Source organism: Streptomyces sp. TRM68367, assembly GCF_014495685.1.
Taxonomy (GTDB): domain Bacteria; phylum Actinomycetota; class Actinomycetes; order Streptomycetales; family Streptomycetaceae; genus Streptomyces.
The window spans coordinates 1-23,684 of record NZ_JACTVI010000001.1 but is presented as its reverse complement, the minus strand read 5'-3'; the positions used below and the strand labels follow the sequence as shown (position 1 = coordinate 23,684).

The window sequence follows — 23,684 nt, the reverse complement described above, 5'->3', positions numbered from 1 at the left end:
CGGAGCCGCCGTTTCCGCCGGTCATCGAGGAGGACGACGAGTCACTCGAGCCGCAGGCGGCCAGGGCTGAGGGGGTTCTGAGGCGGGCACTCAACCAACATCGCTCAGGGGAGAGTTGTAGGCGACCTGCCGCGGGCCTGTGCGCGCGGCAAAGCGGCCGCAAGGGTGGCGGTCCGGCCTGGGCTGCTATCCCTGGGGGCGTTGCCGCGGCTGGTACAGGTCCGTGACGGACGCCGCCGCCCGGGCCAGTTCGTCGCGTACCTCGGGCGGGGCGAGGACCTCCACCTGGTCGGCGAACATCAGCAGTTGGCGGGACTCGCCGACGAGGCCGAACGCCAGGTGGGCGGTCACCCACTCGCCGTCGCCGTCATCATGCGGCGGCGCGACCAGCCAGGAGGCGAGCAGGCGGCGGAACAGGTCGAGGCGGTCGCGGTGGACGCGTACGGTGACGTCCAGGCCGCCGGGGCGTTCCTCCACCTGGCGGCGGAGCGCCTCCCAGACATCGGCGAGTTCGACGCCCGGCCGGCGTCGTACGGGGTCGTCGAGGAGCTGTGCGGAGTGCACGCGGTCGGCGCGGAAGAGGCGGGGTGTGCCGCGCCGGTCGGCGACGAGGTACCAGACGCCGGCCTTGGAGACCAGGCCGTACGGGTCGACCGTGTACGTCCGTGCCTGCGGGGTGTCGCTGTGCCGGTAGCGCAGGCGCAGGCGGCGGTCGGTGAAGACCGCGTCCTGGAGGGTGTCCAGGTCTGCGGCTGGCTGGGGGCCGCCCTTCCAGCGGGTGGCGTCGACCAGGATGCGGCGGGAGGTGACCTCGGCGGCCGGGCGGTGCGGGGCCGGCAGTGCGGCCATCACCTTGCGCAGGGCGGAGGCGATGGCTGTGTCCAGGCCGAGGGCGGCGTGGGCGCCCTGTGCGGCGAGGACGAACAGTGCGCGGGACTCGTCGGCGGTGAGGCCGGTGACGTCGGTGCGGAAGCCGGCGAGCAGTTCGATGCCGCCGTGCCGACCGCGTTCGGCGTAGACCGGGACACCGGCGGTGGACAGGGCCTCGATGTCCCGGTAGATCGTGCGGACCGATACCTCGAGCCGGTCGGCGAGTTCGTGGGCCGGGACGCGGCCGCGGGTCTGCAGGAGCAGGAGGATCGAGAGGAGGCGGTCGGACTTCACGGCACCAGGGTCCCGTGTGGGCTTGTTGCCGGCCGGGGGTGGGGGCGCTTGCCGGCCGTCGACGGGGTGCCGTGAGTTGACTGCGTCGGCTGGACCCGCTCGCCGGGCACCCCGCGTTGCGGCTGGCCCGGGCATGGGCGTGCAGCCCGGCCTGGACGGGACACCGCGCGTCGACCACGCCAACCGGACCCCGCTCGCCAGGCACCCCGCGTAGGTGCGGGCCCGGGCATGGGCGTGCAGCCCGGCCTGGACGGGACACCGCACGTCGACCACGCCAACCGGACCCCGCTCGCCAGGCGCCCCGCGTAGGTGTGGGCCGGGGGTGGGTTTCGCTCGCCCGCGCCGGCGGGGCGCCGCTGCGCCCAGCCGTGCCGCCCTGGGGGTGCCTCCCAGGCCCCTTGAGGCACTGGGGGGCACGACTGCCCGCAGCTACGGCGGATGCGGCGGCCCACAGCTACGACGGCTGCGCGGGCCCGCGGTTACGGATGCGGTTGCGCGTCGGCTGCGCGGGCGGTGGGCTGCTTGCCGATGGGGCCCGTCGCCATGTGTGGGTGCGGCATGCGCGCGCCCGCAGTTACGGCAGATCGGCCCGCCAGCTACGCACCGCCGCCCGCGGCTGCGTCACGTCAGGCGCACCCTCGCCAGTTGCCGCGACTGAGCGACCAGCCGGTCCCTGCTGTCCCAGACCTCCGCGTCCTCCTCCAGGAAGCCGCCGGCCAGGTTGCGGGTGGTGATGGAGACGCGCAGGGGGCCCGGGGCTGGGTGGGAGCGGATGTGGGCGGTGAGTTCTACCGTGGGTACCCAGCCGGAGATGCCCAGGTCGAAGGCGGTCGGCGGTAGGGCGTCCACCGCGAGCAGGAGTGAGAAGGGGTCGGCGTCTCGGCCGTCCGCGAGGCCGAACCAGGCGCGCGTCTCGCCCTTGCCGGAGGGCTGACCGAGGGCCCAACCCAGCGTGGCGGGGTCGAGTTTGATCATCAGGCGGTCGACGAGGGCCGAGCTGCCGGAGACAGAGACCGGTCCGTCGTCGGGGCCGAGGCACTGGTTCAGCGGCGGGATCGCGGGCGGCTTCGCCGTCGTACGGACGTCGTCCGGCAACGCCGACAGGTCGCCGTACGAGGCGAGGACGCGGATACGCTCGACCTCGCGGCCCTGCTCGTCGTACTGGAAGAGGGAGGCCTGGCCGGTGGACAGGGTCCGGCCCGTGCGGGCGACGTCGGTGCGGACGACCGCGGGGCCCGGCCGGGACGCGGTGAGGTAGTGCGCCGAGATCGTGAACGGGTCGGGGTGCGGCAGCGTGTCCGCCAGGGCGCGGCCTAGGACGGCCAGCAGGTAGCCGCCGTTGACGGCGTTGATGATCGTCCAGCCGGCGGACAGGTCGATGTCATAGACGCCGGGCTCGCGCAGCGTCACCGCCGTGTCACGGTCGAACTCGCTGTCGCCGATGGCAACCGGCAGGGTAGCTGCTTCGGACATGCGTGAACGGTACAACAGGAAACTACTAAGCGGTAGCTTTGAGAGAAGTGAGACCCGGGCAATTTCCCGGTAAGTGTCCGCACTCGCCAGAAACCCGAGGTGCCTCTCCACCCTCTGTAGGGACATGAGCCTCACCGGGACTCCGTTCCTCTACACGTTGATGGTGCTGTCCGTCGTCGCCCTGGTGCTGCCGCTGGCCCTGTGGTCGCGGGTCCGGGGACCCCAGGCGCTGCGGGCCGCGGCCCGGACGCTGATGCTGCTGTTCGCCCAGGGCACGGCCGTGGCCCTCGTGTTCGTGCTGGTCAACAACCAGAACAACCTGTACGACAACTGGGCCGACCTGCTCGGCACGGGCAACCATGTGCAACAGGCCGCGAACCTGGGGGCCAACGGCACGGGCGGCATCTCGCTGAAGAAGCTGCCCAAGGTCCGGCAGACGTTCAGGCCGGCCAGCGGGCCGGGCATGCGGGCCGACGACGGAGTGCGCGTCACCCAGCTCAAGGGCCGGGTGTCGGGTGTGAACGCCGAGGTCTACGTGTGGCTGCCGCCGCAGTACCACGAGCCCGCCTACCGCCACCACAGGTTCCCGGTGGTGGAACTGCTGTCGGGCTACCCCGGCTCGGCGAAGGCCTGGTTCGGCTCACTGCATGTACACGAGCAGTTGCAGCGGCTGATGCGCAGGGGGCAGATCGCGCCGTTCATCCTGGTGGCGCCGCGCACCAATCTGCTGGCCGGCGTGGACCCCGGCTGCGCCAACATCCCGGGCACGGTGAACGCCGACACCTGGCTGAGCATCGACGTCCCGATGATGGTCATGGACAACTTCCGCGCGGAGCGCGCCCCGCAGGGCTGGGCGGCCGCCGGGTACTCGGCGGGCGGGCACTGCGCGACCAAGCTCGCCGTTGCCCACCCCGATCGCTACCGGGCCGCCATCAGCATGTCCGGATACAACGACCCGATCATCGAACGCACCTCGCTCGCCGCGCAGAGCCCGGCCCTGCGCGCCGCGAACAACCCGTACGTGCTGCTCCGGAAGGCGCACACGCCACCTCCGATCGCGCTCTACATCTCCGGCCAGCCGCACGACGGCTACGAGGCGGGCTTGGGCCTGGAGCAGATCGCGAAGGCGCCGACGACCGTGCACGTGGTGTACATCCCGAAGAGCGCGGGCGGGCACACCATGGCGCTGTGGCGGCCGCAGGTGGTCCCGGCGTTCCGCTGGCTGACCGAGGAGATGGGCATCGGCCACCTCACGAGGGGCTCTGTTCCTCGCGCACCGTCGACCGGCGGTTCCACGCCCGCGGAGCTCGCCAGTGGAACCGCAGCGCGAGCAGGCGCAGGACGAAGGCGGTGAGCGCGGCGAGGCCGCTGGTGAACGGGTTCAGCACGTCGTAGCGGATGCACAGCGCGACCAGCGTGGCGCCGACCATCGCCGGGACCGCGTACAGGTCCCGGTCCCAGCGCAGCAGCGACGGCACCTCGTTGGCCAGCACATCCCGCAGCACGCCCCCGCCGACCGCGGTCGCCAGGCCCAGGCAGGCGGAGGCGGTCAGGCTGAGGCCGTACTCGTACGCCTTGGTCGTCCCGGCCACGCAGAACAGGCCGAGGCCGGCCGCGTCGAAGACGTTGACGCCGGCCTGGATGCGCTCCACCTGGGGGTGCAGGAAGAAGACCAGGAGGGCGGCGAACAGCGGGGTGAGGAAGTAGCCCAGGTCCGTGAAAGCGGCCGGGGGCACGGCCCCGATGATCACGTCGCGGAACAGTCCGCCGCCCAGCGCGGTGACCTCGGCGAGGACGGCGATACCGAAGACGTCGAAGTTCTTGCGCACGGCCAGCAGCGCGCCGGAGATGGCGAAGACGAAGATGCCGGCCAGGTCGAGCGTGTGCTGGACGGACGGGCTGAACAGTTGCTGAAGCACCCGGACATTCTTACGCAACATCGGGCCCCCGCCTTACAAACCAAGGCAGAGGCCCGATCGGACTTACTTGTCCTCGCCCTCCGTGGTGTCGGAGGTGTCCTTGGTGGCCTCCGCCGCAACAGCCGCCGAGGTCTCCGCCGACTCCGCCAGCACCTCGTCGGCCACCAGCTCCGCCGCCTCCTTGGCCGCGGTCAGCAGCACGGTGTCCTGCGGCTGCTGGTCCGCGAAGTTCTCCGGGTGGTGGCAGGCCACCTGCTGCGCCGGGCGCAGCTCCACCAGCGGGGGCTCGGTGGTCCGGCAGATCTCCGTGGCCTTCCAGCACCGGGTGTGGAAGCGGCAGCCGCTCGGCGGGGAGATCGGCGAGGGCACGTCGCCCTTGAGCAGGATGCGCTCGCTCCTGGCCGACCTGCGCCGCGGGTCCGGTATCGGCACCGCGGACAGCAGGGCCTTGGAGTACGGGTGCATCGGCGCCTTGTACAGCTGGTCGCGGTCGGCCAGCTCGACGATCTTGCCGAGGTACATCACCGCGATCCGGTCCGAGACGTGCCGGACCACCGAGAGGTCGTGCGCGATGATCACGTACGTCAGGCCCAGCTCCTGCTGGAGGTCGTCCAGCAGGTTCACCACCTGCGCCTGGATGGAGACGTCCAGCGCGGAGACCGGCTCGTCGGCCACGACCAGCTGGGGGCTGAGCGCGAGCGCGCGGGCGATGCCGATGCGCTGGCGCTGGCCGCCGGAGAACTCGTGCGGATAGCGGTTGTAGTGCTCGGGGTTGAGCCCCACGACCTCCAGGATCCGCTGCACTTCCTTCTTGATGCCGCCCTCGGGCTCGACGCCCTGGAGCCGGAAGGGAGCGCCGACGATCGTGCCGATGGTGTGGCGCGGGTTCAGCGACGAGTACGGGTCCTGGAAGATCATCTGCACGTCGCGGCGCAGCGGGCGCATGCCGCCGACGCCGAGGTGGGTGATGTCCCGGCCCTGGAACTCGACCGTTCCGGCGGTCGGTTCCAGCAGGCGGGTGATCAGCCGGCCCATGGTCGACTTGCCGCAGCCCGACTCACCCACGACGCCCAGCGTCTCGCCGGACCGCACCTCGAAGTCGATGCCGTCGACCGCGCGCACCGCGCCGACCTGCCGCTGGAGCAGGCCCTTGCGGATCGGGAAGTGCTTCTGCAGGCCGGTCACCTTCAGCAGAACCTCGCCGGGGGCGGTCTCCTTGGTGAGGGTGGCCGCGCCCGCCGTACCCGGCTCGGCGCCGTCGCTCTTCGCGGGAGTGGTCACGGCCGTGTCCTTGGGGTCCTCAGGCGTCTCGCTCACAGCTTCGGCGCAATCTCTTCGGTCCAGATCCGCTCCCGCTGCTCCCGGGTCAGATGGCAGGCGGCCCAGTGCCGGCTGCCGACCTCGGCCAGCTCGGGGCGGACCGTGCGGGTGACGTTGTCCTTCGGCAGGTCCGCGTACGGGCAGCGCGGGTTGAAGGCACAGCCGGACGGCACGTTGATCAGGGAGGGCGGGGAGCCCTTGACCGGGATGAGCCGGTCCTGCTGATCGCGGTCGAGGCGCGGCATCGAGCCGAGCAGGCCCCAGGTGTAGGGGTGGCGGGGCTCGTAGAACACCGTCTCGGCCGGGCCCCGTTCGACGCAGCGGCCGCCGTACATCACAAGGATGTCGTCGGCCAGTTCGGCGACGACGCCCAGGTCGTGAGTGATGACGATGACCGCGGAGCCGAACTCCTTCTGCAGGTCGCGGATGAGGTCGAGGATCTGCGCCTGGACGGTGACGTCGAGGGCGGTGGTCGGCTCGTCCGCGATGAGCAGTTCGGGGTTGTTGACCAGCGACATGGCGATCATGGCGCGCTGGCGCATGCCGCCGGAGAACTCGTGCGGGTAGCTGTCGACCCGCTTGTCCGGCTGCGGGATGCCCACCCGGTCGAGCATCTCGACCGCCCGGCGGCGGGCGGTCTTCTTGTCGACGTCGTGGTGGATGCGGTACGCCTCCACGATCTGCGCGCCGATCGTGTAGTACGGGTGCAGCGCGGACAGCGGGTCCTGGAAGATCATCGCCATCTCGCGGCCGCGCAGCTTGCGCACGTGGTCGGGGTCGGCGGTGAGCAACTCGGTGCCGTCCAGCCAGATCTCGCCGGAGATCTGCGCCTTGCGCTTGCCGTACTGGCCGGCGGTGTGCAGCCCCATGATGCCGAGCGAGGTCACCGACTTGCCGGAGCCCGACTCGCCCACGATGCCGAGGGTCCTGCCCTTCTCCAGCTGGAAGCTGAGTCCGTCGACGGACTTGACCAGGCCGTCGTCGGTCGGGAAGTGCACCTTCAGGTCGCGCACTGCCAGGAAGGCGGTCGGGGCCGGCGAGGTGCCCGTGGGTTCTCCCACGGCCGCTCCGGTCTTGCTGAGTTCGGTCATGCGAGCCTCACTCGGGGGTCGATCACGGCGTACAGGACGTCCACCACGAGGTTGGCGAGGAGCACCGCGAGGGAGGTGATCAGGGTGACGCCCAGGATGATGGGCAGGTCCTGGTTCTTGATCGCGTTCAGTACGGCCTGGCCGAGGCCCGGCAGGCTGAACGTGGTCTCGGTCAGGATCGCGCCGCCCATCAGGGCGCCGATGTCCATGCCCAGCATGGTCAGAATGGGCGTCATCGTCGAGCGCATGGCGTGCTTGCGGATGACGACCTGTTCGCGCAGGCCCTTGGCGCGGGCGGTGCGGATGTAGTCCTCGCCGAGGATCTCCAGCATGGTGGCGCGGGTGATCCGGGCGTACATCGCGGCGTACAGGAACGCCAGCGTGATCCACGGCAGGATCATGCCGCCGAGCCAGCCGGTGAAACTCTCCTCCAGGGGCACGTACTCCCCGTCGATCCAGCCGAGGCCGTAGGAGAAGACCGCCAGGCTCAGCAGGCCGGTGAAGTAGATGGGCAGGGAGACGCCGGACAGGGCGACGACCATCGCGCTGCGGTCCCACAGGCTGCCCCGCTTGAGCGCGGAGAGCACACCCGCCGCCAGGCCGAAGATCAGCCACAGCACGGCGGCGCCGAGCGCGAGCCCCAGGGTCACCGGGAAGCGGTCGGTCAGCACCGGCCAGATGGCCTGTTCGCTGCGGAAGGAGTAACCGAAGCACGGCGCGGCGCAGTTGGTGACATCACCGCCGGCCGCGTAGGTGCGGCCCACGAAGATGCCCTTGAAGAACTCCCAGGCCTGGACGTAGATCGGGTCGCCGAGGCTCAGCTTCTGCCGCACGGCCTCCACGGCGTCGGGGCCGGCCTGCTTGCCCACGAAGGCTCCGGCGATGTCGACGCCCGCCCACTTGGGGACGAGGAAGAAGATGCCGAAGACGACGATGACGACGACCACGAGCATCACTGCGGCGGCGAGCAGCCGCCTGATGAGGTAAGCGAGCACAAGTCTCGGCCCGCCGCGGACCGCGGGCCACCGGATGTTGTCCGATGGCCCGCGCTCACGCCGCGCCGGCCTTCACCTGCCTTTCGTGCCGTACGGCGGGTGTGCCGGGTTCACTTCCCGGACTTCAGACCGAGGTTGACGAAGTCGTACATGCCGCTGTACGCGTCCGTCGTGTAGACGTTGGCCAGTCGGTCCGAGCGCCAGTTGATGAACTTCTCGAAGACGAAGGGCAGGTAGTAGCCGCCCTCCATCACCTTGTGGTTGATCTCGGTGGCGATCTTGGCCTTGCCCGCGTCGTCCAGCGTCTTGACGTACTGGTCGAACAGGCCGTCGATCGTCTTGTCCTTGATCATGGCGAAGTTGTTGTTGCCGCTCTGCAGGATGTAGCTGCTGTCCCACAGCGGCAGACCGTAGCCCTGGACGGTCGGGAAGTCCGGGCCCCAGCCCATGATGATGATGCCGTAGCCCTTCTTCTGCACGTTCGAGGGGCTGCCGATGATGCCGGTGGTCTGCGAGCCGTCGTACTGGTCGATCTCGGCCTGGATGCCGACCTTCTTCAGCGAGGCCTGCATGGACTCGGCGGTGGCCACCTCGACCGGCTTGTTGTTGCGGACCGCGATGCGGGTCTTGAAGCCGCCCGGCTTGCCGCAGGCCTTCAGCTCTTCCTTGGCCTTGGCGACGTTGCCGTTCTTGTTGGCGGTGGCGAGCTGGTACGGGTCGTACTTCTGGCCCTCGGAGCCCGGCACGGACGGCGGCAGCATGTTGGTACCGATGTCACCGCCGGCGATGGGACCGCCGCGCGCGTTCTGCAGCGACACGTGGTCGGCGCCGTAGATGACGGCCTTGCGGCAGTGGATGTTGTCGAACGGCTTCACCGTCTGCGGGAAGACCGCGTAACGGATGTAGCCGGAGACCGGGTTGTCCAGGTTGGCCTTGTGCTCCTTCAGGGCAGTGGTGCGGCCCTGCGAGGACATGCCGGTCTGGTTCAGGTCCAGGTCGTAGTCGCCCGCGATGAGGCGCGCGTCCATGTCGTTGGCGTTGGTGAAGAACTTGATCGAGATCTTGTCCGGGTACGCCTTGCGGATCGGGTCCGAGGACTGCTTCCAGTTGGTGTTGCGGACCAGGACCAGGTCCTTGCCCGGGTTGTACGACTGGAACTTGTACGGGCCGGAGGAGAAGGGGTGCAGGGCGTACTTGGACTTGGTGTCCTTGTCCTGGCGGACCGGGGAGGCGGAGATCAGGGCCAGCATCTCCTCGAAGTCCGAGTTGGCCTCGGGCAGCTTGAAGACGATGGTCTTGTCGTCCGGGGTCTCGATGGCCTTCAGACCCAGCTTGTCCGGGGACGGGTCCTTGTACGGGCCCGGGTACTCGCCCTTCGGGTCGAGCACGTCCTTCAGGTAGACCGGGCCGCCGGACAGCACGTCCTGCGCCCAGACGCGCTCGATGCCGTACTTGACGTCCTTGGAGGTGATCGGCTTGCCGTCCTCCCAGGTGATGCCGTCACGCAGGGTGTATGTGTAGGTCTTGCCGTCGTCGGAGATCTTGGCGAGCCCGGTGGCGAGGTCCGGGGTCAGCTCGGCGCCCTTGCTGCCGGGCTCGGCCTTGTTCGTGACGAGCTGACGGCTGTAGTAGCGCGCGAAGTTCCACATCATGCCGTAGTAGCCACGCGTGGTGTCCCACGAGTCGGCGTCCTGCGTGGCCGCGAACTTCAGCTCGCCGCCCTTCTTGACCTGGTCGGCCTGGGCGACCTTGTTGTTCGCGGCGTCGTAGCCGGCCGCGCCGCCACCGTCGCCGTCGCTGTCGTTGCCGCCGCCGCACGCCGCCGTGGCCAGCAGCGCGGTGACCACTGCGGCAGCGGCCATGGCCTGTTTGCGCCGCCCTGAGGTGCGTTGGGTAGTCACGATCTCGGATCCTCCGAATTGATGAGAGACACCGTGCGGTGTGCCACGGGTCGCTTGGGGTACGGCAGGTCAGCGGGTTCCCTTCGGGTCCAGCGCGTCGCGCACGCCGTCGCCGAAGAGGTTGAAGGCAAGAACGGTGATGAAGATCGCCACGCCCGGGATCACCATGTACGTGGGATCCGATTCGTAGTAGTCGATCGCGCTCGAAAGCATCTGGCCCCAGGAGGCCGTGGGCGGCTTGACGCCCACACCCAGGAAGCTGAGTGCCGCTTCGGTGAGGATGTTGGTGGGGATCATCATCGTCGTGTAGACGATGATGGGCGCGACGAGGTTGGGCAGCAGTTCCTTGAAGAGGATGTAGAACCGCCCGGCGCCGAGCGACCTGGCCGCCTCGACGTACTCGCGCTCGCGCAGCGAGAGCGTCTGGCCGCGCACCACGCGCCCGATGTAGGGCCAGCCGAAGAAGCCGATGACGGTGATCATCATGAACAGGCGTACGCCCGTACCGCTCAGTCCCAGCATGTTGTCCGGCATGACCGAGACGAGCGCGATGATGAACAGCAGCTGCGGGAAGGCCAGCAGGCCGTCCATGACGCGGCTGATGGCGGCGTCGACCCAGCCGCCGAAGAAACCGGCCAGGACTCCGAGGACGGTGCCGATCGCGACGGCGACCATCGCGGACAGGAAGCCGACCAGAAGCGAGATCCGGGCGCCGTAGACGATGCGGGCGAAGATGTCGCGGCCGTTGACCGGCTCGACGCCCAGCAGGTGCTCGCCGCTGATCCCGCCGAACGAGCCCGTGGGGGTGCCGAACAGAGGGTCGATCAGGTCCTCGTGGTAAGTGTTGGGATCCTGCCCGACCAGGTTGGTGATCAGGGGAGCGAGCACGGCGACCACGATCAGGAAGAGCACGACGGCGCCGCCCGCCAGGGCGAGTCTGTCCCGTTTCAGGCGCTCCCACGCGATCCGTCCCAGGGATCGGCCCTGCACGGCCTTCGCACCGGCGCCTACTGCCGCCGCTTCCTCGGCCGCACTGGGTGCCGCCTCCGCGGTCGGCTCGTGCAATGGTGCCGTCATCTGACAGGGACCCCTCTCACCGGCGGTGGCCGGCCCGCACTTGCCGCTGTAGCGGCGTGATCAGTCTGTTGTGCACAGGGGTGAACACCCCTGGTGCGGGAGTCTTCAACGCTTCGCCGATCCGTTGCCAGACTTGGCGATGAAAGGATGCGTAAACGTGATGCTGTCTGACGGGATCCGTTATCCGGACAGTGGGTAACGGGGGCCGGACAGGGACACGTTGGGGCATGTGTGACACGACGGGACGTTTCCTCTGCCTCTACGCGCGAAGACGTGTGCACGGTGTGTGCATCGTCCACGGGCGGCGTGGTGTTACCGGTCAGTCGCTCGTGCTGTTACCGGACGGTCAGTACCGGCCCTGGGCGGGCGGGTAGCCGTAGCCCGTCGCGGGGGCCTGGGCGGGGGCCGCGTGGGCCTCGCGGTCGTAGAAGGGGCGGGCGTTGGCACGCAGCCACATGGCGACCGGGTCGTGTTCGTCGGAGAGCGCGACGGTCGACACGGGCAGCCCGTCCGGGACGGCGCCGAGGGACTGCTGCATCATCGCGCGCACGGAGTCCACGGAGGTGGGGCCGGCGTCGTACACGTCGAGCCCGATGGCGAGGTACGGCGCGCCGAGCGCGGGCTGCACCCAGGCGCGGCGCAAGGAGCGGACGGCCGGGGTGCGGTGGGCGTTCTGCGCGAGCAGGGCGTAGAACTGCGGGATCTCGATCGCCGGCTCGGACAGGCGCAGCGGGCCGGCGGGCTGCCGGTCCAGGCCGGTGGCGATGCGGCGCAGGTCGAGCCAGGGGATGCCGAGGCCGCCACCCGGGGCGTGCGGGTTGAGCCAGAGGCCGTAGTGGTCGGGGTAGAGCGCGCGGGCCACGTCGACTCCGTCGACGACTTCGTAAGAGCGGTTCCAGCCGCTGGCCGAAAGCTCCTGGGCCGAGGTGACGCACGGGGCGTAGCCGTAGCCGTCGACCTCCATGTTGCCGTACTGGGCGTCGGGGGAGCCGGCCTGACCGTGCCACAGGAGCATCCAGATCTGGCCGGAATTCGGGGTCGCGAGCGCGCGGAGGAGTGCCTCGTAGGCGTCGTAACGTCCGGGCGTGACCTGGCGAAGCATGTGTTCGACCTGCCCGGCCGCGGCCGCGGCGCTAGCGCTCACCTTTTGTCGCCCCTTCTTTTGGCGGACCTCGACCGAGCCGTGCGCCTAGCTTAATGGCGCCCACGAGTTCGGGGGGTGCTCTGGTTTCGCGGGTGCGGGTTGTGTGTGGTTGTTCGCGCCCACGCGGCGGAGCCGCATGTCGATTCTGCCCCGCGCCCCTTTTGGGTTGGACTACTGACCCTGTGTGTAGAAGGGCCGTATCCTCTCGCGCATCCAGTCACCCACCGGGTCCTGGGCCACGTCCAGGAGGACGAGGTTGACGGGCCATTGGACCGGGACCTTGCCGAGGGCCTTGCCCAGGGCCTCCAGTGGGAGAGCGCGCAGGTCGCCCTCCCACTGGGAGAGTTCGACGCCGATGAACATCACCGGGGCGGCGGTCTCGATGGCGGCCAGGCAGCGGCGGGCGGTCAGGACGACGCCGGTGGCCGTGAACTCGGCCGCGGCCGCGGCGAGGAAGTCGACCGGGTCGTCCTGCCAGTCCGGCTCCAACAGGCGGACCCGGCCGCCGCTCGCGGGCCCGTCCAGCGGGGTGCGTCCGGCCCGGCACAGCTCGGCGACCGCGGGCGGCGGGAGCGGGATGCCGACCACGCCCTCCGGGTTCACGGCGATGCCCACCTGCGGGGGCAGGCCGCGGGCGAACTCCACGGCAGGGGCGATGGCGTACGACATGTGCGAGCCGGCGACCTGGTGGAACTGCTCCTCGGAGCTGAACACCGGCACATAGGCCTGGCCGTCCAGCTCCAGCGTGGGCAGGTCGAGCGGAACGCTGTGCCGGCCGCCGCCGTTCGGCAGTGGCACCCAGACGAAGCTCCGGCCCAGCACCTCGACGATCCGGCCGGCGGCCGACGGGATGCCGAGGGAGGCGGAGAGCACCTCCTCCAGTTCGTTGCCGGGCCAACCGCCGTGCGGGTGGGGGTGCGCCTGTGCCGGGAAGTCCGCCGGGAAATCCATCTGCCTACCGCCTGCCTGGAACCACATGCTGTGGTTGAAAGGCTAGCGGCTGTCCCGGGCGGCCGAGTCCCCTCACCCGGTGAAACCGATCCTCCGCAGGGTGTTCGCGGCGTCCCGGTCGAGGAGCACGGCCGAGCCGCAGCCGGCCGGCAGGTCGCCCCGCTCCACGGAGCGCAGCAGGCGGGTGGTGGCCGTGCGGTGCCGCAGGAACGCGTACCGCGAGACACCGCGGCCGCGCTCGCGCTGGCCGGCCAGGGCCTTTTCGGCGCCGACGTCGAGCAGCACCAGGTGCAGGGTGCCGCCCCGGCGGCGGGCGTCGCGGGCCAGCCAGCGGCGCACCCAGGCCTGCGTGCCGCAGTCGTGCACGGCGACGCCCTCGCCCGAGCGCAGGGCGCGGCGCAGCCCGGCGTAGTGGGCGAGGCGGACCAACGGGCGGTAGACGGCGTACGGGAGGAAGCGGGGTACGCGGGCGTCCCAACGGTCCCGGGCGTCCTGGGAGTCGATGCGCGCGCCCTTGACCGCCCGCCGCATCAGCGTGGACTTGCCGCTGCCGGGCAGGCCGGTGACCACGACCAGGTCCCGGGGGCCGAAGAGCAGCGCGCGCGGGCTGTGGCCGGCGCGGTCGCGCAGATCGCGGACGACCGGTGCCGGCAGCGGGCCGCAGGCCTCCCGGGCCGGGCCAGCGGGCTGCTTGGGCAGCGCGACGCCCGAGGTCGTGGCGTAGGCCGTGGTCCTGTTCACCGTGATCGTCCTCCCCTGGGGCCAGGTGTGGAGTCCCATCCCCGTCGAGTGTAAAGAGAAGGTAATGCGGGACGTCTCTCGTTTGCGTCCGCTTCCCGCCACAAGCCGGTCACAGATCCGGGCCTGCCGCGCAGGGGGAGGCGTGCAATGATGTGCGCGCCAACTGCATACTGGCCGTTTGAATCCGCGCGGGAGAGTTCCCAGCAGCCGTGCCGCTGGGGCGCCGAAGGAGCAAGTCCCTCCCTTGAATCTCTCAGGCCCCGTTACCGCGCGGGCGAGGCACATCTGAAAAGCGGGCTGCCCCTTGATCGACGGGCGGTCCCACCCAAGGTGCAAGCCATGACCTGTTACCCATGACGGTCAGGGCGAACCTCTCAGGTTCCGATGACAGATGGGAGGACTTCACGAGATGTCCTCGCCGTCATGCCCTGGGAGACCGAACCCATGAGCAGTACCGAACTCCGCCGTACCGCGCTCGACGCCGTGCACCGCTCGCTCGGCGCCACGATGACCGACTTCGCCGGCTGGGACATGCCCCTGCGCTACGGTTCCGAACGCGACGAGCACAACGCCGTGCGCACGAGGGCCGGACTCTTCGACCTCTCCCACATGGGCGAGATCACCGTCACCGGCCCGCAGGCCGCCGCGCTGCTGGACTACGCGCTGGTCGGCGACATCGGCGGCGTCAAGGTGGGCCGCGCCCGCTACACCATGATCTGCCGGGCCGACGGCGGCATCCTCGACGACCTGATCGTCTACCGGCTCGCCGAGACCGAGGCCGCGTCTTCTGAATACCTGATCGTGGCCAACGCCTCCAACGCCCAGGTCGTGCTGGACGCGCTGACCGAGCGCTCCGCCGGCTTCGACGCCGAGGTGCGCGACGACCGGGACGCCTACGCGCTGCTCGCCGTACAGGGCCCCGAGTCGCCCGGGATCCTCGCCTCGCTGACGGACGCCGACCTCGACGGGCTGAAGTACTACGCCGGTCTGCCCGGCACGGTCGCGGGTGTCCCGGCGCTGGTCGCCCGCACCGGCTACACCGGCGAGGACGGCTTCGAGCTGTTCGTGCAGCCGGAGCACGCCGTGGAGCTGTGGCAGGCGCTGACCGAGGCGGGCTACGGGGCGGGCCTCGTTGCCTGCGGGCTGTCCTGCCGGGACACGCTGCGCCTGGAGGCGGGCATGCCGCTGTACGGGCACGAGCTGTCGACCTCCCTGACGCCCTTCGACGCCGGGCTCGGCCGGGTGGTGAAGTTCGACAAGGAGGGCGACTTCGTGGGGCGCGCCGCTCTGCGGGAGGCCGCTGAGCGCGCCGCCTCGCAGCCTCCGCGCGTTCTCGTCGGACTGGTCGCCGAGGGCCGCCGGATCCCGCGCGCCGGGTACGCGGTCGTCGCCGGCGGCGAGGTGATCGGCGAGGTCACCTCCGGTGCGCCCGCACCCACGCTCGGCAAGCCGATCGCCATGGCGTACGTCGACGCGGCGCACGCGGCGCCGGGCACGCCCGGGGTGGGCGTGGACATCCGGGGCAGCCATGAGCCGTACGAGGTCGTGGCGCTGCCGTTCTACAAGCGCCAGAAGTAGACACTGGGCGTCCGGCGTGAGGTCGCGCACTTTTCCGCTGCTCACTCACGTTTCCAGTAGTCCTCCATTCACCAGCACTCACCCGCGTACAGGAGAATCCAGGCCATGAGCAACCCCCAGCAGCTGCGCTACAGCAAGGAGCACGAGTGGCTGTCGGCCGCCGAGGACGGCGTCTCGACGGTCGGCATCACGGAGCACGCGGCAGGCGCGCTCGGCGATGTCGTCTTCGTCCAGCTCCCGGAGATCGGTGCCACCGTGACCGCGGGCGAGACCTGCGGCGAGCTGGAGTCGACCAAGTCGGTCAGCGACCTGTACTCCCCCGTCTCGGGTGAGGTCACCGAGGTCAACGAGGACGTGGTGAACGACCCGTCGCTGGTGAACTCGGCCCCCTTCGAGGGCGGCTGGCTGTTCAAGGTACGCGTCACGGACGAGCCGGCCGACCTGCTCTCCGCCGACGAGTACGACGCCCACATCGCCGGCTGAGGAGTCGTAGCCGTATGTCTGTCCTGAACACGCCCCTGCACGAGCTCGACCCGGACGTGGCCGCCGCGGTCGACGCCGAGCTGCACCGCCAGCAGTCCACGCTGGAAATGATCGCCTCGGAGAACTTCGCGCCGGTCGCGGTCATGGAGGCGCAGGGCTCGGTCCTGACCAACAAGTACGCCGAGGGCTACCCGGGCCGCCGCTACTACGGCGGCTGCGAGCACGTCGACGTGGTCGAGCAGATCGCGATCGACCGCATCAAGGAGCTCTTCGGCGCCGAACACGCCAACGTGCAGCCGCACTCGGGCGCGCAGGCCAACGCGGCCGCGATGTTCGCGCTGCTCAAGCCCGGCGACACGATCATGGGTCTGAACCTCGCGCACGGCGGGCACCTGACCCACGGCATGAAGATCAACTTCTCCGGCAAGCTGTACGACGTGGTCGCGTACCACGTGGACGACTCGGGTGTCGTCGACATGGCCGACGTGGAGCGGCTGGCGAAGGAGGCCGGGCCGAAGCTGATCGTCGCGGGCTGGTCGGCGTACCCGCGGCAGCTGGACTTCGCCGCGTTCCGCCGGATCGCCGACGAGGTCGGCGCGTACCTGATGGTCGACATGGCGCACTTCGCGGGTCTGGTGGCCGCCGGGCTGCACCCGAACCCGGTCCCGCACGCGCACGTGGTGACGACCACGACCCACAAGACGCTGGGCGGTCCCCGGGGCGGTGTGATCCTGTCCACGGCCGAGCTGGCCAAGAAGATCAACTCCGCGGTCTTCCCCGGCCAGCAGGGCGGCCCGCTGGAGCATGTGATCGCGGCGAAGGCGGTCGCGTTCAAGGTGGCGGCTTCGGAGGACTTCAAGGAGCGGCAGCGCCGTACGCTTCAGGGCGCGCGGATCCTGGCCGAGCGTCTGGTGCAGGACGACGTCAGGGCCGTCGGCGTCGACGTCCTGTCCGGCGGTACGGACGTGCACCTGGTCCTGGTCGACCTGCGGAACTCCGAGCTGGACGGGCAGCAGGCCGAGGACCGTCTCCACGAGGTCGGCATCACGGTCAACCGCAACGCGGTCCCGAACGACCCGCGCCCGCCGATGGTCACCTCGGGCCTGCGCATCGGCACGCCCGCGCTGGCCACCCGCGGCTTCACGGCCGAGGACTTCGCCGAGGTCGCGGACGTCGTCGCCGAGGCGCTGAAGGCGCCTTCTCCCTTCGGGGAGGCCGACGCGGAGGCGCTCAGGGCACGGGTCGAGGCCCTGGCGGACAAGCACCCGCTGTACCCCGGCCTGAACAGTTAAGTCCCAGGCGGGGCACCCGGTCCGCGTGACGTCGGGTGCCCCCGCCGACCCTGTAGTGAGGAGTCCCCGTGGCCATCTCGGTCTTCGACCTGTTCTCGATCGGCATCGGCCCGTCCAGCTCCCACACGGTGGGCCCGATGCGGGCGGCGCGCTTGTTCGCCCGCCGGCTGCGGGGCGAGGGCGTGCTCGACTCCGTCGCATCGGTGCGGGCCGAGCTGTACGGCTCCCTCGGCGCGACCGGCCACGGCCACGGCACGCCCAAGGCGGTGCTGCTCGGCCTGGAGGGCGACTCGCCGCGCACGGTGGAGGTGGAGACGGCGGACGAGCGCGTGGCGGCGATCAGGGCGGAGCGCCGTCTGAGGCTCCTCGGCGAGCAGGAGATCGCGTTCGACTTCGACGCGGACCTGAAACTGCACCGCCGCAAAACCCTCCCCTACCACGCCAACGGCATGACCCTGTGGGCCTACGACGCCACAGGGACCGAACTACTGTCGAAGACGTACTACTCGGTGGGCGGCGGCTTCGTCGTCGACGAGGACGCGGTCGGCGCCGACCGCGTCAAGCTGGACGACACCGTCCTGAAGTACCCCTTCCGCACCGGCGACGAACTGCTGCGCCGCGCGGAAGAGACCGGCCTGTCGATCTCCTCCCTGATGCTGGAGAACGAACGGGCCTGGCGCACCGAGGACGAGATCCGCGCCGGCCTGCTGGAGATCTGGCACGTGATGCGCGAGTGCGTCAGCCGCGGCATGACCCGCGAGGGCATCCTGCCCGGCGGCCTGAAAGTACGCCGCCGCGCCGCCATGACCGCCCGTCAACTACGCGCCGAGGGCGACCCGCAGGCACTCGCCATGGAGTGGATCACCCTGTACGCCATGGCGGTGAACGAGGAGAACGCCGCCGGCGGCCGCGTGGTGACCGCCCCCACGAACGGGGCCGCGGGCATCATCCCGGCGGTCCTGCACTACTACCTCGACTTCGTCCCCGGCGCCGACGAGGACGGAGTCGTCCGCTTCCTGCTCGCCGCCGGCGCCATCGGCATGCTCTTCAAGGAGAACGCCTCCATCTCCGGCGCCGAGGTCGGCTGCCAGGGCGAGGTCGGCTCCGCCTGCTCCATGGCCGCCGGCGCCCTGGCCGAAGTCCTCGGCGGCACCCCCGAACAGGTCGAGAACGCCGCCGAGATCGGCATGGAACACAACCTCGGCCTGACCTGCGACCCGGTCGGCGGCCTGGTCCAGATCCCCTGCATCGAACGCAACGGCATGGCCGCCGTCAAGGCCGTCACCGCCGCCCGCATGGCCATGCGCGGCGACGGCTCCCACAAGGTGTCCCTGGACAAGGCGATCAAGACCATGAAGGACACCGGCGCCGACATGTCCGTCAAGTACAAGGAGACCGCTCGCGGCGGACTCGCGGTCAACATCATCGAATGCTGAGCGGGGCGTAAGACCCGGCAGTCCCCGGGACGTCCCAGGGAGCCCGGGTGAGCGCGGGCGCGTCAGCTCAGGCTGTCCGGGTCCCGCAGCTGCCGGTCCAGGGCCTCCTCGGCGGGGGTCAGGGGGAGGTCCGGGCGGACACGTTCCAGGAGGTGCGGGGGCGTCGGGCCGGGACGTTCGCCGGGGAGGTAGAGCCACATCTGGCCGTAGGCGACCAGTGAACGGTAGGCCTCGCCCAAAAAGCGGGTGACCCAGAGCGCCAGGAGACGCGTCATCGGGGGCTCCTCTCGGTGCGCTCGGCCGCGTGCGGCGGGGGACTCGATGGTTCCGGGTGCCACTGAACGGGGGTTTGGGCCTTACCGGAGCCGTAGCTTCGGCGTCTCGTTCGTTCGGCTCCGGAAATTCACTCTCCACAGGATGGAATTCGGCAATCGCTGATCCGGAGTCGGGCCGCCGGACAAGGCCTGCCAAAGTGTTCGGCGGCGGCCTGCACACCCCGTCCGGGCGTGAGAACTCACCCCCACGGGTGATGCCACCACTGTCTGTAGCACCGCCGGACCACAGAATTCCGGCCATGGGGCACCACGCACCGCACCTCGCACAGACCCAGCCCCAAGCCGCTCGACACGTCCAAGACTTCCAAGGGAAAGGTTCCCCTTGATCAACGAGATCTTCATGTCCGGCAGGTCAGGGGGAGGCGGCCGGTCCCGAGGCGGGGTCCAGTACGCTGAACTCCTCTTCCGAATCGGCTACTTGGCGCCACTCGGGCGAGAACCGGGAGCACGCGGCCCCGTGGTCGGGGCGCGCACCGCCGAGTGCCTGTGACGAGGTGGCCGAGGCCGAAACACCCCGCCCGCATCATCGGTGATTGAACCTCCCGAACAGGCCCACGCGTTACCAAGATTGAGCCGGGTATAACCAACCCCCGTTCCCCCGACTCACACCTCCGGGAGTCCCCACATGCTCCGCGGCATCGATGTCAGCGCTTACCAGTCCTCCTCCTACAGCACCGCGGGTCTGTCCTTTGTCTTCATCAAGGCCACGGAGGGCCGTTCGTACGTCAACCCCAAACTCGCCGCCCAGACGAAGCGCGCCCGCGACGCCGGCCTGGTCGTCGGCTTCTACCACTTCCTCTGGCCCGGCAACCTCGCCGCCCAGGCCAACTACTTCGTCACCAAGGCCCCGGAGAAGGCCGGCGACATCCTCGCCGTCGACTGGGAGACGACGAGCGAGGGCACGCATGCGAGCAACGCCGAGAAGGACCTGTTCATCCGGAAACTGACCGATCTGCGGCCGAACAACCGGGTCATCCTGTATGCGAACCGGCACTACTGGTTGACCGTCGATACGACCTCCTACGCGGGCGACGGCTTGTGGATCGCCGACTATGTCACCGCGGGCAAGCCCCGCATCACTGCGAGATGGCGCTTCCACCAGTACACCGACAACCCGCTGGACAAGAACGTCGCCGACTTCGACAGCAAGGCGGCCCTGCGCAAGTGGGCCGCGGGCGACTGACGCACGGGCTCACCTCACCCTGCGGCACGTGCGGCTGCCGCCAGCAGGCGGCGCATTCCCGCTGCGTGGAAGCCTGTGCTGATGACAAGGGCGCGGTAGACGGTGCCCGGGCGGCCCGGGAAGGCCGCTCGGGTTTCGGCGCGCAGGTGGGTGCGGCCGGGGGCGGTCGGGGGCCGCGTGCACCTCGACCGCCCAAGCGATCGCCCATGCCGGGCGTACGGACGAGGGGCGCCCGCCTGACCCGCGGGCGCCCCTCGCTCGGCTCACTTGTTCAGATACGACCAGAACTCGTCGAACGACATCATCTTGTCGCCGTTGGAGTCCCGCGACTTGATGACGGCCTCGGCGACCGACTCCGTGACGTTCCAGTCGCCGCCCTGCGCCAGGGCGGTCTTGAACTCGGCGGCGGTGATGAGCCCGTCTCCGTCCGCGTCGATCCGGTCGAACTGCTTGCGTGCTTCCTCGATGTCCGCCACCGATCCGCCCCTTCGTACTACGTCGTGCCAGGTTGACGCAGGTCAGATTAACCGCCCACCTCAGCACACGGCGCGGCGGCCACCCGAGCGAACCAGCTGACGGCGCGTGGACCAGCCTAAGGAGCCGGCGGAGCGCCCACTCTCAGTGCCACGGCTTGTAGTAGGGGTTGCTCTCGCACTCGCTCATGATCTCGGCCTTGGTCCGCTCGTCGACCCGGCAGACCCCGATGATGTACTGCCGCGCCACACCGCCGGGGAAGGCGACCTCGCGCTCTCCGGCGTACTGGTGGTTGTTGCCGATGGTCTTGTTGACGTCGATGCCGACCGGGGCGTCGATGTAGTAGTTCCAGTCGGCGCCCCAGTTCTTGTACAGGTCGTGGTCGTACGTCGTGGACACGTACGGGGAGGGGTGGTTGGCGAGAACGTACTGCTCCAGGTCGTACTGGCCGCCCACGACGTCCCTGGGCCGGAAGCCCTCCTGGAAGATGGTCGACGGTCCGCGGCTGTCGGCGCGGTAGAGGGTCTCGCAGGTGGTCCGCCAGACCGGGTCGGGGGTGATGCGGCCGATGTCCACGCGGCGGTCGGCGGCGGCCTTGGCCTTGTCGGCGAACTGGGGACAGGCGGGGGCGGCGGCGAGCGTGGCCGTCGCGGGGGCCTCGGAGGGTACGGCGGCCGTGGTGGTGAGGACGGCGGCGAGGGAGAGGGCGGCGGCAGCGGCGCGCCGCCGCAGGCGAGTTGTGATCATGGGATGCACTGTCTCGGTTCTGCGGCGGCGGACCGTGGACCGTCACCTGTCCGGCGGCGTGTCAACTGACCCGGGGTCACCGGAAGATGCCGGTGTGGCCAAGCGAGTAGCGGCCCGGCTGCGGATAGACGGCGAGGCCGTGCGGGCCGCTGCCGACGGGGATGCGGGCGAGCTGGGTGCCGGTGCGGGTGTCGATGGCGTACACCTCGGCGTCGTAGCGGCCGGACAGCCACAGGACCTTGCCGTCGGCGGAGACGCCGCCCATGTCGGGGCTGCCGCCGTCGGGCAGCTGCCACTTCTTGGTGAGCTTGTTCTGGGTGAAGTCGAAGACGGAGATGCTGCCCTCGCCGCGGTTGGAGACGTACATCTCGCGGGAGTCGCGGCTGACGTACAGGCCGTGGCAGCCCTTGCCGGTGGGGAGCAGCTCGGGCTCGTCGAACTTGTCGCCGTCCAGGACCCACATGCCGTGGGCCATCATGTCGGCGACGTAGAACTTCTTTCCGTCGGGCGAGACCTTGACGTCCTGCGGCATGGCGCCGTCGAAGGGGAGCTTCTGCTGCCCGACGACCTTCATCTTCTCGGTGTCGACCTTGAGCAGTTCGCCGCTGAACTCGCAGGAGACGATGAAGTAGCGGCCGTCGAGGGAGAAGTCGGCGTGGTTGACGCCGTAGCAGCTGACCGGGACGGTCTTCTTCCGCTTCATGGTGTGCGGATCGCGGAAGACCAGTTCGCGGTCGAGGGAGGCCATGACGACCGCGTACCTGCCGTTGGGCGTGAAGTAGAGGTTGTACGGGTCGTGCACCTCGACCGGCTCGCCCGCCTTGCCGGTCTTCGGGTCGATGGGGGTGAGGGTGTGGCCGCGGTTGTTGTTGACCCACAGGGTCTTCAGGTCCCAGGACGGGACGACGTGCTGGGGCTGTCGGCCGACCCGGATGGTGTCGGTGATCTCGTACGTCTTCGGGTCGATGACCGAGACGGTGTCGGACTCGGTGTTGGGGACGTAGACCCGGGAGGGGAAGTCCTTGACGACCGGGGACAGCCGGTTGGGGCGGTCGGCGGCGTAGACGTCCTCCGGGTCGAGGACCGGGGGCATGCCCGGGAGGCCCCGGACCTGCTTCTTCTCCGGTGGGGCGGGGATGGCGGCCTTGGTGCCGCGCGCCTGGTTCGTCTGGTCCTTGGTCTCCGTGCCGCAGGCGGCGAGGGCGACGAGCGCGGCGCCGGCGATCAGGGCGCGGCTGAGGATGGTCCGGTGCATGGGCTGAGCGGCTCCGTGGTGGTCAGAGGGGTCACCTGCACCATCTAAAGGGAGTTACGGGAGAATTCGGGTGATTGGGCCGTTCGGCGGCTGGCCCAGGCCGAAGACGTACGGTTGTCAGCGCTCCGCCACGCGCATCTCGAACCAGGTCGTCTTGCCGCGCGGGAGCAGGTCGACGCCCCAGCGGTCGGAGAGCCGGTCGACCAGGAACAGGCCGCGCCCGCTGAGGTCCATCTCCTGCACCGGCATCAGACAGGGCAGGCCGCGGGAGGGGTCGCGGACCTCGACGCGGATCCAGCCGCGGCGGCGGCGCATGCGCAGGCCGAAGATGCGGGCGCCAGTGTGGCGTACGGCGTTGCCGACGAGCTCGGAGACCAGTAGAACGGCGTCCTCGGTGAGCTTGGGGGGCAGGCCCCACTGGCGCAGGACCACCACCTGGGTCAGGCGGCGCGCGGTGGCCGCGGACTCGGGACGGGACGGCAGCGACACCTCTGCCTCGGTCGGGTTGCCGAACAACTCCAGCGCCTTCAACGCGCGTTCGTCCTCGACCATCGGCGACCAGCGCGCCGCGGTCACATGTGCCTGCCCCCGCGGCTGTTCCATACCCTCCAGCCCCGTCATGCCCCCATCATGGCCGCCCAGAGCGCCCTCCGGGGGCGTTCCGGGGGAATACGCCCCCCGGAAGCCACCACTCCGCAAGATCCGACCGGCATGTGTCACAGGCGGTTCGGGATCGGCCACGGACCCTCTGACCTGCGGCGACGGCTTACCTGGGGACAATCGCCGGACTCCCTCGACGAGACACCCTCATGGTTGCCTTGAGGCTGCTGTAAACCGCCCCATCGGGGGACCCGGATCAGACACAGCGTCAATTGCAAGACGTCCGGCGGGGATTCGCCGGTGGAGGTTCAGCCGAACTCAGCGGAACTTGGCCTTCCCGGGGCCCTCCTCCACGAAGCTGCGCATGCCGCGCTCGCGGTCCTCCGTGGCGAACAGGCCGGCGAACCAGTTACGTTCGACGGCGAGGCCGGTCTCGATGAATCGCCCCGGGTTTGATGGAGACATCGAAGACCCGGAAGGATGCCGATCATGGCTGCTCCCCGCAAGTACCCCGACGAACTGCGC

The 23,684-nt window shown here is 69.9% G+C and carries 22 protein-coding genes, 1 pseudogene and 1 riboswitch; of the genes and pseudogenes, 6 read left to right on the top strand and 17 right to left on the bottom strand.

The window, feature by feature from the left end:
• Window positions 1-186: 186 nt before the first annotated feature.
• Complete coding sequence (locus H8R17_RS00115; RefSeq protein ID WP_187821009.1) at window positions 187-1,164, bottom strand: YafY family protein; 978 nt, start codon at window positions 1,162-1,164, stop codon at window positions 187-189.
• 621 nt (window positions 1,165-1,785) lie between these two features.
• Window positions 1,786-2,637, bottom strand: a complete 852-nt coding sequence (locus H8R17_RS00110) for a thioesterase family protein (RefSeq protein WP_187821008.1) — start codon at window positions 2,635-2,637, stop codon at window positions 1,786-1,788.
• A 124-nt stretch (window positions 2,638-2,761) separates the two neighbouring features.
• Between H8R17_RS00110 and H8R17_RS00105 the strand changes: the two genes are divergently transcribed.
• Entirely contained in the window at window positions 2,762-3,991 is a 1,230-nt protein-coding gene (locus H8R17_RS00105) for an esterase family protein (protein WP_187821007.1), read from the top strand.
• Here the strand turns inward: H8R17_RS00105 and H8R17_RS00100 are convergent.
• From H8R17_RS00100 to H8R17_RS00060, 9 genes are all read right to left on the bottom strand, one after another.
• Window positions 3,888-4,556 carry a trimeric intracellular cation channel family protein gene (locus tag H8R17_RS00100; protein WP_187821006.1) on the bottom strand — a complete coding sequence of 223 codons (669 nt, stop codon included), beginning with the start codon at window positions 4,554-4,556 and terminating at the stop codon, window positions 3,888-3,890. The two genes, H8R17_RS00105 and H8R17_RS00100, sit on opposite strands and share 104 nt — an antisense overlap.
• 63 nt (window positions 4,557-4,619) lie before the next feature.
• A complete protein-coding gene (locus H8R17_RS00095; protein WP_187821005.1) occupies window positions 4,620-5,837 on the bottom strand; it encodes an ABC transporter ATP-binding protein in 1,218 nt (405 codons plus the stop codon).
• A 32-nt stretch (window positions 5,838-5,869) separates the two neighbouring features.
• Window positions 5,870-6,967, bottom strand: a complete 1,098-nt coding sequence (locus H8R17_RS00090; RefSeq protein ID WP_187821004.1) for an ABC transporter ATP-binding protein — start codon at window positions 6,965-6,967, stop codon at window positions 5,870-5,872.
• On the bottom strand, window positions 6,964-7,962 hold the full coding sequence (locus H8R17_RS00085; protein ID WP_187821003.1) for an ABC transporter permease: 999 nt from the start codon (window positions 7,960-7,962) through the stop codon (window positions 6,964-6,966). The genes H8R17_RS00090 and H8R17_RS00085 overlap by 4 nt, the downstream gene beginning before the upstream one ends.
• A 110-nt stretch (window positions 7,963-8,072) precedes the next feature.
• Complete coding sequence (locus H8R17_RS00080) at window positions 8,073-9,863, bottom strand: ABC transporter substrate-binding protein (RefSeq protein WP_187821002.1); 1,791 nt, start codon at window positions 9,861-9,863, stop codon at window positions 8,073-8,075.
• 69 nt (window positions 9,864-9,932) lie between these two features.
• Complete coding sequence (locus H8R17_RS00075; RefSeq protein ID WP_187821001.1) at window positions 9,933-10,940, bottom strand: ABC transporter permease; 1,008 nt, start codon at window positions 10,938-10,940, stop codon at window positions 9,933-9,935.
• 346 nt (window positions 10,941-11,286) lie between these two features.
• Window positions 11,287-12,042: an enhanced serine sensitivity protein SseB C-terminal domain-containing protein gene (locus H8R17_RS00070; RefSeq protein WP_187821204.1), complete on the bottom strand. Its 756-nt coding sequence runs from the start codon at window positions 12,040-12,042 to the stop codon at window positions 11,287-11,289.
• Between the two features lie 213 nt (window positions 12,043-12,255).
• Window positions 12,256-13,035: an enhanced serine sensitivity protein SseB gene (locus H8R17_RS00065; protein ID WP_187821000.1), complete on the bottom strand. Its 780-nt coding sequence runs from the start codon at window positions 13,033-13,035 to the stop codon at window positions 12,256-12,258.
• 72 nt (window positions 13,036-13,107) lie between these two features.
• Complete coding sequence (locus tag H8R17_RS00060) at window positions 13,108-13,776, bottom strand: AAA family ATPase (protein WP_187820999.1); 669 nt, start codon at window positions 13,774-13,776, stop codon at window positions 13,108-13,110.
• 179 nt (window positions 13,777-13,955) lie between these two features.
• Window positions 13,956-14,055, top strand: a riboswitch (glycine riboswitch).
• Window positions 14,056-14,220: 165 nt separating this feature from the next.
• Between H8R17_RS00060 and gcvT the strand changes: the two genes are divergently transcribed.
• The 4 genes from gcvT (at window position 14,221) to H8R17_RS00040 (ending at window position 18,565) form a co-directional block, all read left to right on the top strand.
• Complete coding sequence (gene gcvT / locus H8R17_RS00055) at window positions 14,221-15,354, top strand: glycine cleavage system aminomethyltransferase GcvT (protein WP_187820998.1); 1,134 nt, start codon at window positions 14,221-14,223, stop codon at window positions 15,352-15,354.
• Between the two features lie 105 nt (window positions 15,355-15,459).
• Window positions 15,460-15,837, top strand: coding sequence for a glycine cleavage system protein GcvH (gene gcvH / locus H8R17_RS00050; protein WP_187820997.1), 378 nt, complete (start codon window positions 15,460-15,462; stop codon window positions 15,835-15,837).
• Between the two features lie 14 nt (window positions 15,838-15,851).
• The gene (gene glyA, locus H8R17_RS00045) at window positions 15,852-17,129 is read left to right on the top strand and encodes a serine hydroxymethyltransferase (RefSeq protein ID WP_187820996.1); all 1,278 of its coding nucleotides are present in this window, start codon (window positions 15,852-15,854) and stop codon (window positions 17,127-17,129) included.
• 68 nt (window positions 17,130-17,197) lie between these two features.
• Window positions 17,198-18,565: an L-serine ammonia-lyase gene (locus H8R17_RS00040; RefSeq protein ID WP_187820995.1), complete on the top strand. Its 1,368-nt coding sequence runs from the start codon at window positions 17,198-17,200 to the stop codon at window positions 18,563-18,565.
• Window positions 18,566-18,627: 62 nt separating this feature from the next.
• On the opposite strand, the gene H8R17_RS00035 is transcribed toward H8R17_RS00040, so the two are convergent.
• Window positions 18,628-18,840, bottom strand: a complete 213-nt coding sequence (locus tag H8R17_RS00035) for a DUF6059 family protein (RefSeq protein ID WP_187820994.1) — start codon at window positions 18,838-18,840, stop codon at window positions 18,628-18,630.
• Window positions 18,841-19,525: 685 nt separating this feature from the next.
• On the opposite strand from H8R17_RS00035, the gene H8R17_RS00030 reads away from it, so the two are divergent.
• Window positions 19,526-20,083 (top strand): GH25 family lysozyme, encoded by a 558-nt coding sequence (locus H8R17_RS00030; RefSeq protein WP_187820993.1) that lies wholly within the window; start codon window positions 19,526-19,528, stop codon window positions 20,081-20,083.
• Window positions 20,084-20,346: 263 nt separating this feature from the next.
• Here H8R17_RS00030 and H8R17_RS00025 read toward each other — a convergent pair whose 3' ends face one another.
• The 5 genes and pseudogenes from H8R17_RS00025 to H8R17_RS46135 all read right to left on the bottom strand — a co-directional run.
• Window positions 20,347-20,559: an EF-hand domain-containing protein gene (locus H8R17_RS00025; RefSeq protein ID WP_187820992.1), complete on the bottom strand. Its 213-nt coding sequence runs from the start codon at window positions 20,557-20,559 to the stop codon at window positions 20,347-20,349.
• Window positions 20,560-20,701: 142 nt separating this feature from the next.
• Window positions 20,702-21,304 carry an ADP-ribosyltransferase gene (locus tag H8R17_RS00020; RefSeq protein WP_187820991.1) on the bottom strand — a complete coding sequence of 201 codons (603 nt, stop codon included), beginning with the start codon at window positions 21,302-21,304 and terminating at the stop codon, window positions 20,702-20,704.
• A 76-nt stretch (window positions 21,305-21,380) separates the two neighbouring features.
• Entirely contained in the window at window positions 21,381-22,559 is a 1,179-nt protein-coding gene (locus H8R17_RS00015; RefSeq protein WP_187820990.1) for a YncE family protein, read from the bottom strand.
• 117 nt (window positions 22,560-22,676) lie between these two features.
• The gene (locus tag H8R17_RS00010) at window positions 22,677-23,180 is read right to left on the bottom strand and encodes an ATP-binding protein (RefSeq protein ID WP_399476045.1); all 504 of its coding nucleotides are present in this window, start codon (window positions 23,178-23,180) and stop codon (window positions 22,677-22,679) included.
• Window positions 23,181-23,477: 297 nt separating this feature from the next.
• Window positions 23,478-23,684: pseudogene (locus H8R17_RS46135) on the bottom strand (hypothetical protein); the annotation flags it as partial.